Origin of the sequence: Halobacillus sp. Cin3, assembly GCF_947311855.1 — a bacterium.
Classification (GTDB): Bacteria; Bacillota; Bacilli; order Bacillales; family Halobacillaceae; genus Halobacillus; species Halobacillus kuroshimensis.
This window is the reverse complement of sequence record NZ_CAMZMV010000001.1, coordinates 1,452,198-1,468,440: the sequence shown is the minus strand read 5'-3', so window position 1 is coordinate 1,468,440 and position 16,243 is coordinate 1,452,198. Positions and strand designations below refer to the sequence as shown.

General features: G+C 48.0%; 16 protein-coding genes. 11 read left to right on the top strand and 5 right to left on the bottom strand.

Features of this window, described 5'->3' with window-relative positions; translation table 11 throughout:
* Window positions 1-52: 52 nt before the first annotated feature.
* From QMA39_RS07815 to QMA39_RS07800, 4 genes are all read left to right on the top strand, one after another.
* On the top strand, window positions 53-1,039 hold the full coding sequence (locus tag QMA39_RS07815) for a class I SAM-dependent methyltransferase (protein ID WP_027955136.1): 987 nt from the start codon (window positions 53-55) through the stop codon (window positions 1,037-1,039).
* A gap of 128 nt (window positions 1,040-1,167) precedes the next feature.
* A complete protein-coding gene (locus QMA39_RS07810) occupies window positions 1,168-2,358 on the top strand; it encodes an acetate kinase (RefSeq protein WP_027955137.1) in 1,191 nt (396 codons plus the stop codon).
* 102 nt (window positions 2,359-2,460) lie between these two features.
* Window positions 2,461-3,288, top strand: coding sequence for an EcsC family protein (locus QMA39_RS07805; RefSeq protein WP_206935559.1), 828 nt, complete (start codon window positions 2,461-2,463; stop codon window positions 3,286-3,288).
* A gap of 2 nt (window positions 3,289-3,290) precedes the next feature.
* Window positions 3,291-3,803: a molybdenum cofactor biosynthesis protein B gene (locus tag QMA39_RS07800; RefSeq protein WP_206935557.1), complete on the top strand. Its 513-nt coding sequence runs from the start codon at window positions 3,291-3,293 to the stop codon at window positions 3,801-3,803.
* A gap of 24 nt (window positions 3,804-3,827) precedes the next feature.
* Here the strand turns inward: QMA39_RS07800 and QMA39_RS07795 are convergent, their stop codons facing one another.
* Both QMA39_RS07795 and QMA39_RS07790 read right to left on the bottom strand, forming a co-directional pair.
* Window positions 3,828-4,286, bottom strand: coding sequence for a universal stress protein (locus QMA39_RS07795; RefSeq protein WP_027955140.1), 459 nt, complete (start codon window positions 4,284-4,286; stop codon window positions 3,828-3,830).
* Window positions 4,287-4,569: 283 nt separating this feature from the next.
* Window positions 4,570-5,886: a cytosine permease gene (locus QMA39_RS07790; protein ID WP_281658327.1), complete on the bottom strand. Its 1,317-nt coding sequence runs from the start codon at window positions 5,884-5,886 to the stop codon at window positions 4,570-4,572.
* Between the two features lie 106 nt (window positions 5,887-5,992).
* On the opposite strand from QMA39_RS07790, the gene QMA39_RS07785 reads away from it, so the two are divergent.
* The 5 genes from QMA39_RS07785 (at window position 5,993) to QMA39_RS07765 (ending at window position 10,476) form a co-directional block, all read left to right on the top strand.
* Entirely contained in the window at window positions 5,993-6,751 is a 759-nt protein-coding gene (locus QMA39_RS07785) for an SDR family oxidoreductase (protein WP_027955142.1), read from the top strand.
* Window positions 6,752-6,846: 95 nt separating this feature from the next.
* Window positions 6,847-7,359, top strand: coding sequence for a DUF4178 domain-containing protein (locus tag QMA39_RS07780; protein ID WP_281658326.1), 513 nt, complete (start codon window positions 6,847-6,849; stop codon window positions 7,357-7,359).
* Window positions 7,360-7,374: 15 nt separating this feature from the next.
* Window positions 7,375-8,046: a PspA/IM30 family protein gene (locus tag QMA39_RS07775; protein ID WP_027955144.1), complete on the top strand. Its 672-nt coding sequence runs from the start codon at window positions 7,375-7,377 to the stop codon at window positions 8,044-8,046.
* A gap of 261 nt (window positions 8,047-8,307) precedes the next feature.
* Window positions 8,308-8,988: a metal-dependent hydrolase gene (locus tag QMA39_RS07770; RefSeq protein WP_281658325.1), complete on the top strand. Its 681-nt coding sequence runs from the start codon at window positions 8,308-8,310 to the stop codon at window positions 8,986-8,988.
* Between the two features lie 174 nt (window positions 8,989-9,162).
* Window positions 9,163-10,476, top strand: coding sequence for a DRTGG domain-containing protein (locus QMA39_RS07765; RefSeq protein ID WP_027955147.1), 1,314 nt, complete (start codon window positions 9,163-9,165; stop codon window positions 10,474-10,476).
* Between the two features lie 37 nt (window positions 10,477-10,513).
* Here QMA39_RS07765 and QMA39_RS07760 read toward each other — a convergent pair whose 3' ends face one another.
* Window positions 10,514-10,816, bottom strand: a complete 303-nt coding sequence (locus tag QMA39_RS07760; protein WP_027955148.1) for a YtpI family protein — start codon at window positions 10,814-10,816, stop codon at window positions 10,514-10,516.
* 123 nt (window positions 10,817-10,939) lie between these two features.
* On the opposite strand from QMA39_RS07760, the gene QMA39_RS07755 reads away from it, so the two are divergent.
* The gene (locus QMA39_RS07755) at window positions 10,940-11,896 is read left to right on the top strand and encodes a bifunctional oligoribonuclease/PAP phosphatase NrnA (RefSeq protein ID WP_281658324.1); all 957 of its coding nucleotides are present in this window, start codon (window positions 10,940-10,942) and stop codon (window positions 11,894-11,896) included.
* 16 nt (window positions 11,897-11,912) lie between these two features.
* Here QMA39_RS07755 and ytrI read toward each other — a convergent pair whose 3' ends face one another.
* Together ytrI and QMA39_RS07745 are read right to left on the bottom strand one after the other, a co-directional pair.
* Window positions 11,913-12,410 (bottom strand): sporulation membrane protein YtrI, encoded by a 498-nt coding sequence (gene ytrI / locus QMA39_RS07750; protein ID WP_027955150.1) that lies wholly within the window; start codon window positions 12,408-12,410, stop codon window positions 11,913-11,915.
* Complete coding sequence (locus QMA39_RS07745) at window positions 12,410-12,742, bottom strand: YtrH family sporulation protein (protein WP_027955151.1); 333 nt, start codon at window positions 12,740-12,742, stop codon at window positions 12,410-12,412. Before QMA39_RS07745 ends, ytrI begins: the two co-directional genes overlap by 1 nt.
* A 131-nt stretch (window positions 12,743-12,873) precedes the next feature.
* Here QMA39_RS07745 and dnaE point away from each other — a divergent pair, with 131 nt between their 5' ends.
* A complete protein-coding gene (gene dnaE / locus QMA39_RS07740) occupies window positions 12,874-16,233 on the top strand; it encodes a DNA polymerase III subunit alpha (protein ID WP_281658323.1) in 3,360 nt (1,119 codons plus the stop codon).
* Window positions 16,234-16,243: the final 10 nt, after the last annotated feature.

Genomic DNA, 16,243 nt, shown 5'->3' with positions numbered 1-16,243 from the left:
TGACAACGTGCGTCATTTCTTTGGAATTTTTACAGAGAAGGAGTCTAATAGTATGAAGCAGGAACATGTAGAGCAACTATTTCAATGGATTGACAATACAGCGACAACGATTTCAGAGGATATGAATATTACCTACCTCGAATCCATTGCGGAAACAATGGACGTTTTATTCAACGGGCAGCCGTTTGATGACATGAGTGAAAACCTTCAAACGTATTTGACAAATGAATTGACGAAAGTGAAAAAAGACAATCATGAGAAGGAAGAAATCCGGAAAGCTGTTCAGCTGGCGATTCTGAAGGGGATGAAAGGGGCCACGCAGCAGCAGCACTTGATCACCCCGGATTCTGTCGCGATGTTTATGGGGTATCTCGCCTCCCGCTTGTTTGAAGGCGAAGAGGAATTGAAAATCTTCGATCCGGCTGCCGGAAGTGCCAACTTGATTACGTCGGTGATGAACCAGCTTGACATGCCGGTGAACGCCTACGCCAGTGAAGTCGATCCTACATTAATCCAGCTGGCAGTCACCAACGCCAACCTGCAGAAAAACAAGATTGAGTTCTTCCACCAGGACAGTCTTGCCCCGTTCTTAATGGAGCCTGTTGATTTTGTTATGGGAGATCTCCCGGTCGGTTACTATCCGGATGACGTACAGGCAGCGAAATATGAGCTGAAAGCAGAGGAAGGTCTTTCCTACGCTCACCATTTATTCATTGAACAGGGCTTGAACTACACGAAGGAAGGCGGGTATATGATGTTCATCGTGCCAAACTTCCTGTTTGAAAGCGATCAGTCCAAAGCTTTGAATGCCTACCTGCGTGAACACGCCCATATTGTAGGGATGCTCCAGCTTTCTGATTCTCTCTTTAAGGATGAAAAGCACGGCAAGAGCATACTAATCCTGCAGAAGAAAGGGAAGGATACAAAAGCGCCGAAGCAGGCCCTTCTTGTGAAACTTCCGTCCTTTAAAAATCCAAATGGCATGGCGGATATTCTCAGTCAGATGAACGCCTGGTTTGACGAATATAAAAGCCGGTAATTGTGAGAAAATAATGAATATAACAAGTAAACGTTAACATCACGGAACTGCCTTGAAATCAAAGGGTGCGGGTGATTAAATAGTAATGGTAGAAAGTTACGAACCTATATTTAAGGGGATGAGCATCGTTGAGTAATAACATTCTTGCTATCAATGCCGGCAGTTCATCGTTGAAATTCCAACTGATTGAAATGCCTGAGGAAACAGTCGTTACAAAAGGCCTCGTCGAACGAATCGGTCTGGATGACGCTGTATTCACCATTGAATTTAATGATGAAGAAGATAAAACGGTAACAGAAATTCCTGATCATGCCGAAGCGGTAAAAATGCTTTTGGATAAGCTGACAGCCAACGGCATCATCAACTCTCTGGATGAAATTAACGGTGTCGGCCACCGTGTCGTTCATGGAGGCGAGCGCTTCAGTGAATCTGTATTGATTACAGACGAAGTGATCAAAGAAATCGAACAGGTATCGGACCTTGCACCACTGCATAACCCTGCCAACCTGACAGGGATCAATGCTTTCCGTGAAGTGCTGCCGAACGTTCCTCACGTGGCCGTTTTCGATACAGCCTTCCACCAGTCCATGCCTGAGCAGTCTTACTTGTACAGCCTGCCATATGAATACTATGAAGAGTACGGCATTCGGAAGTATGGTTTCCACGGTACGTCGCACAAATATGTGTCTGAGCGTGCAGCGGAAATGCTCGGCCGTCCGGTTGAGGAGCTTCGTCTGCTTTCCTGCCACCTTGGTAATGGAGCGAGTATAGCAGCCATCGAAGGCGGAAAGTCCATCGATACATCCATGGGCTTCACACCGCTTGCCGGGGTAACAATGGGAACACGTTCCGGGAACATTGACCCTGCCCTTATTCCATTCATTATGGAAAAGACGGGTAAGACAGCGTCAGAAGTTATGAATGTATTGAATAAAGAAAGTGGAATGCTGGCTCTTTCCGGTTTCTCCAGCGATCTGAGAGACATCGAAGTGCAGGCGAATGAAGGGGACGAACGCGCAGAGCTTGCTCTCGAAGTGTTCGCAGCCCGTATCCACAAATATATTGGTTCCTATGCCGCCCGCATGCACGGAATCGATGGCATCATCTTCACAGCAGGTGTTGGTGAAAACAGTATTACAATGCGTGAACGTGTCCTTAAAGGATTGGAGTTCATGGGCGTTTACTGGGATCCATCCTTGAACAAAGTCCGTGGAAAAGAAGCATTTGTGAACTACCCGCACTCTCCGGTCAAAGTTATGGTCATTCCTACCAACGAGGAAGTCATGATTGCCCGCGACACTGTGGAAAAAGGTTTATAAGAAAGGTCAAAGCAGTGAATCCGGTTCTCCGGGTTCATTGCTTTTTTTTCGTTGTTAAGGCTACAATAGAGGAAAAGGCTGCCTTATAAGGGGGAGAATGGATTGGCTGATGATCGAATCCGCAGAGAACTTGAGATATGGCTTCAGCAGTTCCGGCAGTACCAGCCGAATGATTTTGAAAACATGTATGATCAATGGATGCATCAAAATTTTCAAAACCTCGACCCTGGAGTCAGGAATAAATTCTTTTCCAAGCTGGATGCGTGGTTCTTTCACACCCATGCATTTCTCCAAGGGACGTCCTATCAATATGAGGCACGCGCGCGTATTTTGACTGCAGGACGGATCTTTTCTTCCAACATCCATCACATTCAGGATATGGAAAAAGAGTTAACCACTGATCAATTGACCTACATTGCTGAGCAGCAGATGGCCCGTGGGCGCCTGTATTCTTTTGCTCAGGGTGGATTGACGGGGGCTGGAGGGTGGTTGTTTCTCGGTGTCGACTATCCGATGATGATGCTTATGAACATCCGGGCTATTCAGTTGATCGGACTTACCTTTGGGCATGAAATGAATCATCCTTACGAAATGATGATTTCCTTGAAGGTGTTTCATGCGGCGACACTCCCCAAGCGTTTGAAAGCGCAGGCCTGGGAGGATTTGATTCAGGAAGTCGAGAAAAAAGAACACAACTTCATTGTAGCCGGTGATGACCGTCTGACGGATGAAGGGTGGCTGGAGCAGCCGCTGAAGCACTGCTTCAAGTCCCTGTTCATTTTGATGTTCAGAAAAAAACTGGTGCAGGGTCTTCCCTTTATAAGCATAGCCATCGGCGCATATTCGAACTACCATTTAACCAAGCGTGTGACGGAATTCGCTATGAAATTTTACCAGTATCGTCATATCACGAGTGAGGAAGGAGGCTGAATGTGTCCGTTGATGAACATAAGCAAGCAGTAAAAGGGCCTGTCCGCTGCGGGATCATTACCGTTAGTGATACAAGGACAGTCGATACGGATAAGAGCGGCAGACTGATGAAGGAAAAACTGCTTGAGCACAATCATGAAATCCTCCGCTCTTCGATTGTGCCCGATGAGAAAGCGTCTATTCTCCAAGAACTTCATGAGAATATAGCTCATCCTTCTATGGACGTCATTTTACTGAATGGCGGCACAGGAATCGCCGCCAGGGATGTCACTATTGAAGCAGTGGAAAGTGTTTTTGAAAAGGAAATGCCGGGCTTTGGAGAAATTTTCCGTATGCTCAGCTACACAGAAGACATTGGATCTGCCGCTATCCTGTCCAGGGCAGCGGCAGGGGTGGCAGGTGGAAAAGCGGTCTTTTCCACGCCTGGTTCAACAGGAGCGGTGAAACTGGCTATGGATAAGTTGATTTTACCGGAGCTCCACCATGTTGTCCGTGAATTAAGAAAAGATCAATAAAAAAAGAGCCCTTAAAAGGGCTCTTTACTCATCTTGTTTATCGGCACCGGCGCGGACAACGAGAACGTCACATGGGGAATAGCGGGTAATGTGCTCGGAAACACTTCCAATAAAGAAGCGTTCCATAGCATTCAGACCGGTCGCACCGCAGATAATTAAATCAGCGTGATGTTTAGGCGCAATGTCTTTAGCGATTTTCACTTTCGGGGACCCATACTCAATATCAATCACGACGTTGGTGACGCCGGCTTGTTCTGCTTTCTTTTGATAGTCGTTCAACAGCTCCGTGGCGTACTGCTCTGCCCGTATTGCTAAGGAACGGTCATACGCTTCCACGGTAGCAAAAGCTCTTGTATCCACTACGTGAGCAAGAATCAGTTTTGCTCCGTTTCGATTGGCTATGTCAATCGCTTTTGAAAAAGCCTCCTCTGCTGTAACGGAACCATCCACGGCAACGACGATATCTTTATATTCATAAGTCATCCCAATTACCCCCTCCCATTTAATTACTTTTATTATATCATGCTATCCTCTATTGTAGACCGTTGTTCCATACATAATCGGGAGAATTGTGTGAACAATAAGACAGAGGTGATGTCAATGAAGAAGCCAATGAACCCTCTTGAAAAAGAAAGCATCGACCAACGCCGGATCATGAGTGCTTTGAATGAAAGCTACCAGTCCGGTGACCGTCGCCAAAAACGTCGATAAATAAGAAGTCCCCCGCCTGGAAAAAAGCGGGGGATTTTTCGTAACCTATGTTTTCTTATGCTTCTGCGTTTCTCTGAGTGAGCGGGTAAATCATTGCAATAACTACAAAGGTAAGAAACCCAGGGGACCAATCGTCCGGAAAGGCAAAGTACAACAGTGTCCCGACGGTCACAGCACCCATCGCTGAACGATTGACAGCCGGGGCAGAAGGAAGCAGGTTCAAATCCTCGTTGGTCAGACGGCCGCGTTTTACCACAAGGAAATCACTGACAAGAACCGCAGAAATCGGAATGATCAAGCCGCCCAGCAGAGAGATAAATGATTCCGCTTCATTCACGAGGTTCGGAAATCCACTCAGAATAACGCCTGCGCTGCCAAAAAGCACGGCACTCTGAACTCTGGACAGCTTAGGGAAAATGTTGAGAAGACTGAAACCGCCGGTATAGGCATTGCTGACGTTGATGCTGATCATGGAAATGACAGCTGTCAAAGTAATCACCGTGATGATCACGGGGGATGCCGTCTGGTTTGAAGAGGATACATATGGGTTGAGACTTCCATAAAGAGTAGCGGAAGCACATCCGATCACTGCTGTTAGAAGAAACCCGGCGGCGTTGCCAGTAAGCAGTCCCCAGAAACCTTGGGCCGGTGTCTGCGCATACCTCGTCATATCAGCTGATGCGCTCACTCCAGAAACATACTGGACGAAGGCCAGGCTTGAGAAGAACAGCATCATCGGGAGAGAGCCGCTCCAGCCATCCATGGCAAGCGTCAAGGATGCACCGGATTCATTGTTTGTAGTAAAGTATACATAGAGCATAGTTCCCTCTCCAAAAAGCAGGAGCGGAAGGAAATAACTGGTCGCCTTCTTAACGGCGTTAAAACCGAGGATAGCTAATAGGACCATCAAAAGAGATAACGGCAGGGAAACAATCCAGAAGGGAAGCGCAGCTCCGGAAATTCTGGATACCAGTTCTTGAATGACGTACGTTCCTCCGATGGTCTGGACCGCGAACCAGTAAAGAGAAGTCAAACTCCTTACAGGAGATGATAGAAACTGTGCGCCTCGAACACCCAGCATTGTCCGGATCGCGTACTGGGCGGGGATGCCGAGCCGTGCCCCGGGTAAAGATAAATAGGATACAAAAAGAAACCCAAGCCAGGCACCTGCACAGGTGCAGAGAACAGCGCTCCAGAAGGAAAGCCCGCCTTCCATGACAGCAAGAGCGGGCACGAGGAAGTTTCCGGCATTGGCCGCAACGGCCATCTGGATAAAAGCGAAACGGTACCAGGGCGTATTTTTCTGGTGGAGAGGCACGGCTTCAAGTCCGTACCTCTCCACAACAGACTTACTGCCTGCAGCAGCTCTCATGATTGTCACGTCCTTTCTGACGAGCTCATTGTACAGAACGGGGCAGAAGAAGTAAACAATACAACTGTTTGAAAGTAGAGATGGATCGATAAAAGGAGGGGTTTAGATGCGCCATGCCATCATAACAGCCGGCACGAAAGGCCTCGGCAGAAAAGTTACGGAACACATGCTTGCTCAGGGGTATTCCGTAACGGTAACCTATTTTAACGACGAGCAGAAGGCGCAGACACTCCTGAATGACTTTGCTTCCGCACGCGGGCGTATTCAGCTTGTAAAGGCGGATGTCACAGTGGAACAGGATTTGGAACGTGTGGTCGAGCAGGCGGTGGACCGCTACGGCCGTATCGACTTCTTAATTAATAATGCAGGGCCTTATATATTTGAACGGAAAAAGCTGATGGACTATTCTAAAGAAGAATGGAATCAAATGATCCGTGGGAATCTGGATGCCGTCTTTTACCTGCTTAAGCTGACCATTCCCTATATGCGCAGACAGCATTTCGGCCGGATCATCAATTATGGATTTCAAGGAGCTCATTCGGCGTCCGGTTGGATTTACCGATCAGCCTTCGCTGCAGCGAAAGTAGGCCTCGTTTCCCTGACCAAAACGATTGCCTATGAGGAAGCCGAGCACGGCATCACCTCAAATATGATCTGCCCTGGAAATATTGTGGGCGAATGGAAGGAGTCTTCCATCGATCAAAGCCGGAATACGACGGATGACGAGACACCGATAGGAAGACCCGGGACAGGGGAGGATATCGCACGGACCATCGATTTTCTATGTGATGAACGCTCGGATATGATTACAGGCACAATATACGAAGTCACCGGCGGTCTTGATGTCATCCACCGCCATCGTTAAGGGGGGAGGGTGAATATTTTTAGAAAAAGTGAAACCTCTGCCCGGGGCTTTCCGTACATAAGGTACACAGGGCAAAGCAGAAGGGAAGTGAAGGATTGGGTTTTTTCTCTCGATTGTTTCAAAAGAAAGACCAGCAGGTGCCCGAGGTGAAAGAACGGACGCCGCTGACGATTGAAGTAGGAGATATCGTGACCTACGACCTCGCCGATTACGAAGTAGTAGGGAAAATCACCTACCGGGACGGTTCTTATGAATGGTATGCCTATCAGCTGCTGGAAGGGAATCGAACCAAATGGCTCGCTGCTGAAATGGATGACGAGCTGGAGCTTGGGATGTATGAGAAGGTCAATCTGCCTGTGGGCAGGCCGTACCCCTCCTCTCTTGAATACGAAGGTGTGACCTACACGAAGGATGAAGAAGGGGAAGCCCAGGTGACAGGGGAAGGCCGCAGTGCGAATGTGAACGGCCGGACCGTCAACTATGCGGACTATATATCTGAAGATGAAGAAGCATACCTGAGTGTTGAAGCCTGGGGGACGGAAGTTGAAGTCAGTATCGGGGCAGACATTGAAGCGTATGAATTGAAAATTATAGCAGGTTCTAAATAACAAGGAGGAATTTACATGTTCAAATTTTTCAAACGTGTGAAGACGGTCGTAGGTTCTGAAATGAATGCGATGCTTGATAAAGCTGAAGATCCAGTGAAAATGCTCGACCAATTTATGAGGGACATGGAAAATGACATTCGTGAAGCAGAGAGCGCTGTTGCTAAGCAGATCGCCAATGAGAAAATGCTGAAGCGCAAGTACGATGATGCCCAGGCTCTTGCGGATAAGCGGATGCAGCAGGCTGAAAAAGCCATTGAAGCCGGTAATGAAGATCTTGCCCGCCGCGCCCTGGAAGATAAGAAAAATCATCAGGAACAGGCCGAGCAGTTGAAAGCGTCCTGGGAGCGCGCTCAGACAGACGCTTCCAATCTCCGTGAAAAGCTCGATGAAATGAAGAAAGAATACCAGGAAATGAAACTGAAGAAAGATTCCTTGAAAGCCCGTGCGGAATCAGCGAAAACCCGTACGAAGATGAACCGGACCATGTCCAGTATCGGCGGGGATGAATCCCGTCAAGGCTTTGAGCGTATGGAAGAAAAGGTCATGCAGTATGAAGCGGAGGCGGATACAAGTGATGATCTTTCATCAGAAGCCCGCTCCATTGATGATGAATTCGAGGAAATGGACAAAAAAGATGATGTGGATGATGAACTGCAGGCGCTGAAGCGTAAAATGAATAAAGAGTAACGGCGAGACCCCCGGCTTCCGGGGGTCTTTGTTTGTATGAATACCGCTGGCGCAGCTCTGGTTCCGGATAGTTCATAAACTTCCTTTTTTTAAGCGGATAGTCGTAGAGATCAAGGACTTCCACGGTAACGGCCATATAGGTCCGCCCGTGTTTCAGGAGTAGAAAGACAGGGAAATGAAGAGAAGTGTAGAAGGAAATGGAAAGGGTTGGATAAATGCATCCAGCCGTATACATTACTTTTTGTGAGAAGGAGTGGAAGGATGAAAGTTTCTTATCATGGACACGCCGTAGTCAAAGTGGAAGCCAATGGAAAGACGATTTTGTTTGACCCATTCATCTCAGATAACGGGAACACGGATTTGAATGCGGATCAGGTGGAACCGGATGTCATTCTGCTGACTCATGGACATAACGACCACGTAGGGGATACGTTCGAAATTGCCGAACGGACCAATGCGCAGGTTGTTGCCCCGTTTGAGCTGGCTACCTACCTTGGAAACAAAGGGTTAAACGCCCACCCGATGCATATCGGCGGGGGGCATGAATTTGATTTCGGACATGTGAAGTTCACCCAGGCTTTTCATGGTTCAGCTTATACCGAAGAGGATGGCACCATTGTCTATACAGGAATGCCGACGGGGATCCTTCTGACTATCGATGGCAAAACCATTTTCCATGCCGGTGATACCGGGTTGTTTTCTGATATGAAACTGATCGGGGAACGCAATAATATTGATCTGGCTTTTCTTCCGATCGGGGATAATTTCACGATGGGGCCGGAGGATGCTTTAACCGCAGCAGAATGGCTGCAGGCGAAACAGGTCGTTCCAGTTCACTATAACACCTTCGACCTCATCAATCAGGATGGAGAAGGATTTGCTTCACAGGTGAAGCCTGGAACAGGACGTGCGCTTCAGCCGGGAGAAGTCATAGAATTGTAGAGCGTTGGAAAGGCGGCAGGCCATTGTGGCCCTGCCGCTTTTTTTATCCCATACCGATTCAGTCCTGGAAACCATGCCCCTGAATTCTGGAAGAAATTGCAGAACATCTGTATCAGTTGTATAATAACAATAAAGAGAGAAATGACTAGTACAGATAGAAAGTTTGGTGGGTGAATGGCTACAAAACATGAACAGATCCTGGAACACATCGAGTCCTTATCCGTAGGAAGTAAAATATCCGTACGCGGGATTGCAAAAGCGCTGAATGTCAGTGAAGGAACGGCCTATCGTGCCATTAAGGAAGCGGAAAACCAGCATCTTGTCAGTACGATGGAGCGTGTGGGGACCATCCGGATTGAGAAGAAGAAGAAAGAGAATATTGAGCGTCTGACGTTCGCTGAAATCGTCAACGTCGTTGATGGGCAGGTTCTGGGTGGCAGAGAAGGCCTTTATAAAACCCTTGGAAAGTTTGTCATCGGAGCTATGAAACTGGAAGCGATGATGCGTTATACAGAAGCGGGTTCCCTCCTCATTGTCGGGAACCGGACGAATGCCCATGAGCTGGCAGTGAAAGAGGGCGCGGCTGTGTTAGTAACGGGTGGATTTGATACGACAGATACCGTGAAAAAACTGGCCGACGAAAAGAAGCTCCCTGTCATCTCTACAAGTTATGATACATTTACTGTAGCGACAATGATTAATAGAGCCATTTACGATCAGCTTATTAAAAAGGAAATCGTACTGGTGGATGATATCTACACTTCTTTTGATGATTCCAGGTTTCTTTCCACAAGGGATACTGTCCAGCGCTGGCATGACCTGAATGAGGAAACGAAGCACAGCCGCTATCCGGTAGTGGATGAGCAGAACCGTGTGGTTGGAATTGTCACTTCTAAAGATGTCATCGGGCAGGAGAAAACGGTCAGGATCGATAAGGTGATGACCCGTAATCCGATGACGGCTCATACGACGACATCCCTGGCTAATGCGGCGCATGTAATGGTGTGGGAAGGAATCGAACTGATGCCGGTCGTTGATACCAGTCATAAATTCCAGGGGATTATCTCCCGGCAGGATGTGCTGAAGGCGCTGCAGCACATTCAACGGCAGCCTCAGGTTGGAGAAACCATCGATGACCTGGCTACAAACCGGATGGTGATGGTGGAGAGCGATCAGAGCCCGCAGCGCTGGAGTACGAGAGTAACACCGCAGATGACCAACCAGCTTGGGACGATGTCGTACGGCGTGTTTGTTTCCCTGATTACGGAGGCCTCCAGCCGGATGCTCCGAAAGTACAAAAAAGGGGATCTGGTCGTCGAAAATATTTCCGTCTATTTTATCAAGCCGGTTCAAATTGAAAGTGATATTGAAATTATTCCACAGATTTTAGAAGTCGGCCGCAAATTTGCCAAGGTGGACATTGAAGTTCACCACGGAAAATCGATTGTCGGAAAAGCTCTTCTTATGGCCCAGTTGATCGACCGATAAAAAAAGCCGCTGTCCGGGCAGCGGCTTTGTGAACCATTCAGGTCTGGGAACGGGCTTCCTGCTTTTTATATTCCTGCTGGTAATGGCGGCTCGCCTTAAAGCCGAGCCGTGCCTGAGCAGCTCCGAGTATAAGGAAGACCAGCCCGACAAACAAGGAAAGCCTTGTCTGATAAAATACATACTGGTTAATCGCAAAGAAAAACAAGAATCCGCCGAGAAAAATCTTCGATCTGCTGTTCAAGTATTCCTGTGTAAGTGGATCTCGGGCCCGGATGACCATCACTTTGTAGTAAATGTAAAGAACAAGGGAAACTAAGATGAGAATCGGAAAAATAATCAAGGTGAATCGACTCCTGATCGTTAAGAATTCCTTTTCATTGTAGCTTGTTTTGTTGGAAAAGGCTACCTGTGCCGGGAATTCTGCAAGCGGTTGTCAGGAAAAAATAATAGGAGGCTTTATTTCATGTCTACACAAGCCATCATTCAGTCCATTAAATCTCATTCGACTATCATTATCCACCGCCACGTCCGGCCGGATCCTGATGCCTATGGTTCCCAGGCCGGACTTGCCGAAATAATTCGTGCGAGCTTTCCGGAAAAGCAGGTGTATCTTGCGGGCGGAGGGGAGCCGTCACTGGCATTTCTTGCCGAAATGGATGATATTGCTGATGACACTTTTAAGGAAGCTTTAGTCATCGTCTGTGACACAGCCAATCAGGCCCGTATTGATGACCAAAGATTTGGATCCGGAAAACAGCTCGTGAAAATTGATCATCACCCTGACGTCGATCAGTATGGAGACATTCAATGGGTGGATACGACATCCAGCTCCACCTCCGAAATGATTTATCATTTATACAAGGAAGGAATCGAGGCAGGACTGAAAATGAATGAACGTTCTGCAAAGCTTCTGTATGCAGGAATTGTAGGGGATACCGGGCGTTTTCTTTTTCCAAGCACAACGAACAGAACGCTCTCCTACGCTGCGGATTTAGTGCATTATGATTTTGATCGATCTTCCCTGTTTAACGAAATGTATAAGACTCCTGTCCACGTAGCCAGGTTAAAAGGCTATGTCCTTGAGAACTTCACGCTTCACCCGGCCGGCTATTCCACCATACGACTTGATAAGGATACTTTGGAGCGTTTTGGTGTAACAGCGACCGAAACGAGCCAGCTGGTCGGCCTTCTCGGAGATATTGAAGGCATTCTTGCGTGGGCGTTCTTCGTGGAAGAAGAAGATAATATCCGCGTCCGCCTGCGTTCCAAAGGTCCGGTGATTAACGGAGTTGCCGCTGCTCATAATGGTGGTGGACACCCGATGGCCTCAGGGGCTTCTGCTCCCAACTGGGCGGAAACCGAGGACATTGCCGGGGAATTGGAAGAGGTTTGTAAAGCATATCGAAACGAGCAGGCATAAGATAGCCTGCTCGTTTTTAACGTACCAGCTTTATTTCAAGTCTTAACGTAATGACCTCGGAAATGATCAGTTGGTTCACTTTCAGTTGGTAGGTGAAGTCATCCACCACATAGTTTTTGTTTTCAAGGGCGGTTAAGATCAGATCCGCCTGATCAGCTACCACCTTTACGGGCTTCCCTGGCAGGGAAGAAAGCTGATCCTTGACCATCGTCGTCAGCTGGTGCTGCGTAAGCAGGTCGACTTCCAGCTTTTTGGCATTGGTGTAGGAAACGTCCATTTCGCCAACCGTCAGTGGTGCGGATTCAGAATCCTGATTTTTATTGTTCAGCAGTCCCTCATACTTCACTTCCAGTTCGTGCAGCTCTGTAGTCAAGCCGATATGTTCTTCGGTATATTTCTGCTGGAGCTGCCCATGAGTATAAAGAAAAAAGAGCCAGCCGGCCAGGGTGCCGAGCAGAACACCGGCGAAAAAACGCCTCCATTCCCTGCTTTTATGGTAAGGAGGGAAATGCATCAGGTCACCTCTTCTCCGAGCAGCCACTCAAACAACAGAAGTGCTGCCTTCACCCCGCCCATAGCCGCAACGATTATGACGATCTGCTTGAACATATCGAAAGTGGAGCCGTCGAGAATGCCTTTTTCAAAGTTGCTGATGGCATCAAAGGTTCCCCCGATGGCTGCAACAACAGCCCAGATTCTTAAACTTTTGGCGATGCGGAACATGGCGGTCAGCGGAGCTTCCCCTGTTAAGTAACTGCCGATACTTCCAATAAGTGTTCCACCTACAATAACTCCAAAAGCGATAAAGAAGCATTGGATCATGGATACGATTAAACGGTCTTCCATCTTGTCCCTCTTTCCGCCTGGAAAATGTGTTTCTATTTAAACGAATATTCTTTTTCCTGTGGTTTTATGCAGAGGGCTTTATTCCCTATCCAATAGTAGCTATAATTTACACATGAAAGAAGGTGTGCGAAATGACTTTCACCCATTTAAATGTCCGCAGCGGCTATAGTCTTATGAAGAGTACGGTGAAGATTAACGATTTGGTCCATGAGGCGAAGGCCCTTGGGTTTGAATCCATCGCGTTGACGGATGAGAACACGTTGAGCGGGGCGCTGGCATTCTACGAGGAATGCCGGGCGCAGGGGATCAAGCCGGTGATCGGTTTAACGACGACCATCGAGGACCGTTCCCTTCTCCATCCCGTACGGCTTCTTGCGACCAGCCAGACCGGGTATAAAAACCTGATGAAAATAGCTACGTGGGCTAACACAAAAGATCATCCGATGAACCTGGAAACATTCGCCGACGTAAGTCAGGGGTTGATCGTCATTCATATGACCTCCGCCTCACCATGGGGGGAACCCTTATCCGACCGGATGTTCGAGCATATGGAGGACGGGCTGAACCGATGGATGCACGCAGTGAAGAAAGAGGACTTTTACTTAAGTATTCAAGATTTGGATCTTCATTCTGAACGGCAGATGCACACCCCTCTGCGTGAATGGACGGTTGAAAAAGGGCTGCAGGTAACGGCTGTCGGGGACGTGCGTTACATAAGAAAAGAGGAAGCCGACGCCTATCAATGCTTAAGGGCTGTCGATGAAGGTACGCGTTATACACCAAACAGTGCTCACGGCCCCTTCTATTTAAAAAGTGCGGAAGAGATGGAATCATTTTTTGGGGAATGGTGGCCGGAAGTTCTTGAAGCAGCAGACCACATCGCGCGCCGGTGTCAATGGGACATGGATCTGAACCAGCAGCTTCTTCCTACATATCCGGCACCGGAAGGAAAAAGCGGCGCGGCCTATCTGCGGGAACTCTGTGAGCGTGCCCTGAAGAAAAAATATGACGGAAAGACAGAGGCTGTCGAGCGGCTCAACCATGAGTTAAGTGTCATTGAATCCATGGGCTTCAGTGATTACTTTTTAATTGTGTGGGACTTTATCGATTTCGCCCGCGCAAAGGGGATCAATGCCGGACCTGGGAGGGGATCGGCGGCTGGATCGATTGTCGCTTATCTTCTCGACATCACGAAAGTGGATCCGCTCGAATATCAACTGCTCTTTGAACGGTTCTTAAATCCGGAACGGATTACGATGCCGGATATCGACATCGATTTTCCTGACCAGCGCAGGGAGGAGGTCATTTCCTACGTAGCTGAAAAGTATGGAAAACAGCATGCAGCTCAAATCAGCACGTTCGGTACATTCGCTGCAAAAAGTGTGCTGAGGGAATTGTTCAAGGTTCTCCATATTGAGGAGAGCGATGCGTCTTTCATCCTTCATCAGCTTCCGAAACAGGCGGCTCAACCTCTCGTAGAAATCGTCCGTCAGTCGGAAGAATTGAAAGATTATATTAGAAACTCGGAAAAACTGAAGCATTTGTTCAAAATTGCAGCCAAGCTGGAGGGCCTTCCCCGCCATATTTCCACGCATGCTGCAGGTGTCGTGCTTTCTGAAAAGCCGCTTATGGAATATACACCTTTAATGAAAAGCCAGGGAGAGGTGTATGTAACACAGCTTACTATGGGGGATTTGGAGAAAATCGGTCTTTTGAAAATTGATTTTCTGGGACTGAGGAACTTGACCTTTATGGAAAATCTGGAACGGAAGATTCAAAGGGCGGGAAACCGCTCCTTTACTCTGGATCAGATTCCATTGAATGATTCTGCAACTTTCTCCCTGCTTTCGGAAGGAAAAACCAATGGTGTCTTCCAACTGGAGTCGCAGGGCATGAAGCAGGTGCTCACAAAGCTGAAGCCCACTCATTTTGAAGATGTGGTGGCTGTTAACGCTCTTTACAGGCCGGGCCCGATGGAATATATCGATACTTATATTGAAAGAAAGAATAAAAAGGCAGCGATCGAACTTCCACACGAGGATCTGGAGAGAATTTTAAGCCCGACTTATGGCGTACTCGTCTATCAGGAGCAGATTATGCAGGTGGCGGGACTTGCTGCGGGCTATTCGCTCGGCCAGGCGGACATGCTTCGAAGAGCGGTCAGCAAAAAGCAGGGCGGCGTTTTGGAGAGTGAGAGGAAAGCGTTTGTATCAGGAGCATTGGAAAATGGATATTCCGAGCAGGTGGCCGAGCAGCTGTTTGACTGGATTGTCAAATTCTCCAATTATGGATTCAACCGGAGCCATGCCGTCGCCTACAGCTTGATTTCCTACCAGCTGGCCTTTATGAAAGCTCATCATCCGTCTGCATTCATGGCTGAGCTTATCAACGCGAATCTGGGGGACCGGGACAAACTGGCCACGTACATTCGGGAAGCGCGGGAGATGCACGTACGAGTAAAAGCTCCTTCTATAAATAAAAGCGGGGCGGCCGCTCGGGGGCAGCGCAGTGAAATCACTATGGGTTTTCTCTCCATTAAAGGCGTAGGGTATCAGGCGGCTAAAGCGATTGTAGAAGGGCGTGGGCAACAGCCTTTCCGCCATTTGAACGACTTCTGTCTGCGTGTGGATACGAAAATTGTATCGAGAAAAGTGATTGAAGGTCTGATTATTGCCGGAGCTTTTGATGAACTGCACTCCAACCGCGCCAGTGCTCTGGCCACCATTGATCAGGCTCTTGAGCAGGGGGAGTTGTTCAAGGAATTCCAGGATCAGCCCGGTTTCTTCGATCAGGAAATGGTCATGGATATGGTGGACGTGGAACCTTTTCCACTTTTGAAGAATCTGGCGATGGAAAAAGAAGTCCTCGGCACTTATTTATCCGATCATCCCCTGGAGAGTCAGCGGAAATCCCTCCGACGAAGAGGCATCCTTGCTCTTTCTCAGCTTTACAGGATGAAAATGAATAAAAAAGTCGATACGGCTGCGGTCGTTGACAGTATTCGGGAAATCCGTACAAAGCGCGGGGACCCGATGGCCTTTTTATCCATGAGTGATGAGAGCGCTGAAGTGGATGCTGTCATCTTTCCGGATACGTACCGGGACGTTAAAGTGTGGCTGAAAGAACAGATGCTTGTGACAACATCGGGAAAAGTAGAGGAAAGAAACGGAAGAAAGCAGCTTATTATTCAGTCCCTTCACCCTTTTGAAATGGATGAATCATCCCATGAGTCGGCACAGGAAGAAAGACGGCTGTTCGTCAAAGTGACGGATGAAAACGAAAACGAAGCTCTTCAACAGTTGAAAGAAACGGCACAATATTTCCCGGGGAATACACCAGTTTTTCTTTTCCGGTCAGAAGATCGGAAGACCTACCGCCTTGATGAAAGCTATGGCCTGCAGCCGACAAGAGACTGTCTTGATCAGTTGAACGCATTTTTTGGTGAGAAAAATGTCGCATTAAGAAGTAATAAAAAGAAGGCGGAAAATTAAAAACCAAGTC

Bases quoted from the DNA above. Each gene is read 5' to 3' on its own strand.
- ytrI (WP_027955150.1), bottom strand. From the start codon at position 12,410: ATGCATTTCCCTCCTTACCATAAAAGCAGGGAATGGAGGCGTTTTTTC.
- QMA39_RS07775 (WP_027955144.1), top strand. From the start codon at position 7,375: ATGTTCAAATTTTTCAAACGTGTGAAGACGGTCGTAGGTTCTGAAATG.
- QMA39_RS07745 (WP_027955151.1), bottom strand. From the start codon at position 12,742: ATGGAAGACCGTTTAATCGTATCCATGATCCAATGCTTCTTTATCGCT.
- QMA39_RS07785 (WP_027955142.1), top strand. From the start codon at position 5,993: ATGCGCCATGCCATCATAACAGCCGGCACGAAAGGCCTCGGCAGAAAA.
- QMA39_RS07815 (WP_027955136.1), top strand. From the start codon at position 53: ATGAAGCAGGAACATGTAGAGCAACTATTTCAATGGATTGACAATACA.
- QMA39_RS07790 (WP_281658327.1), bottom strand. From the start codon at position 5,886: ATGAGAGCTGCTGCAGGCAGTAAGTCTGTTGTGGAGAGGTACGGACTT.
- QMA39_RS07795 (WP_027955140.1), bottom strand. From the start codon at position 4,286: ATGACTTATGAATATAAAGATATCGTCGTTGCCGTGGATGGTTCCGTT.
- QMA39_RS07755 (WP_281658324.1), top strand. From the start codon at position 10,940: ATGTCTACACAAGCCATCATTCAGTCCATTAAATCTCATTCGACTATC.
- QMA39_RS07765 (WP_027955147.1), top strand. From the start codon at position 9,163: ATGGCTACAAAACATGAACAGATCCTGGAACACATCGAGTCCTTATCC.
- QMA39_RS07770 (WP_281658325.1), top strand. From the start codon at position 8,308: ATGAAAGTTTCTTATCATGGACACGCCGTAGTCAAAGTGGAAGCCAAT.
- dnaE (WP_281658323.1), top strand. From the start codon at position 12,874: ATGACTTTCACCCATTTAAATGTCCGCAGCGGCTATAGTCTTATGAAG.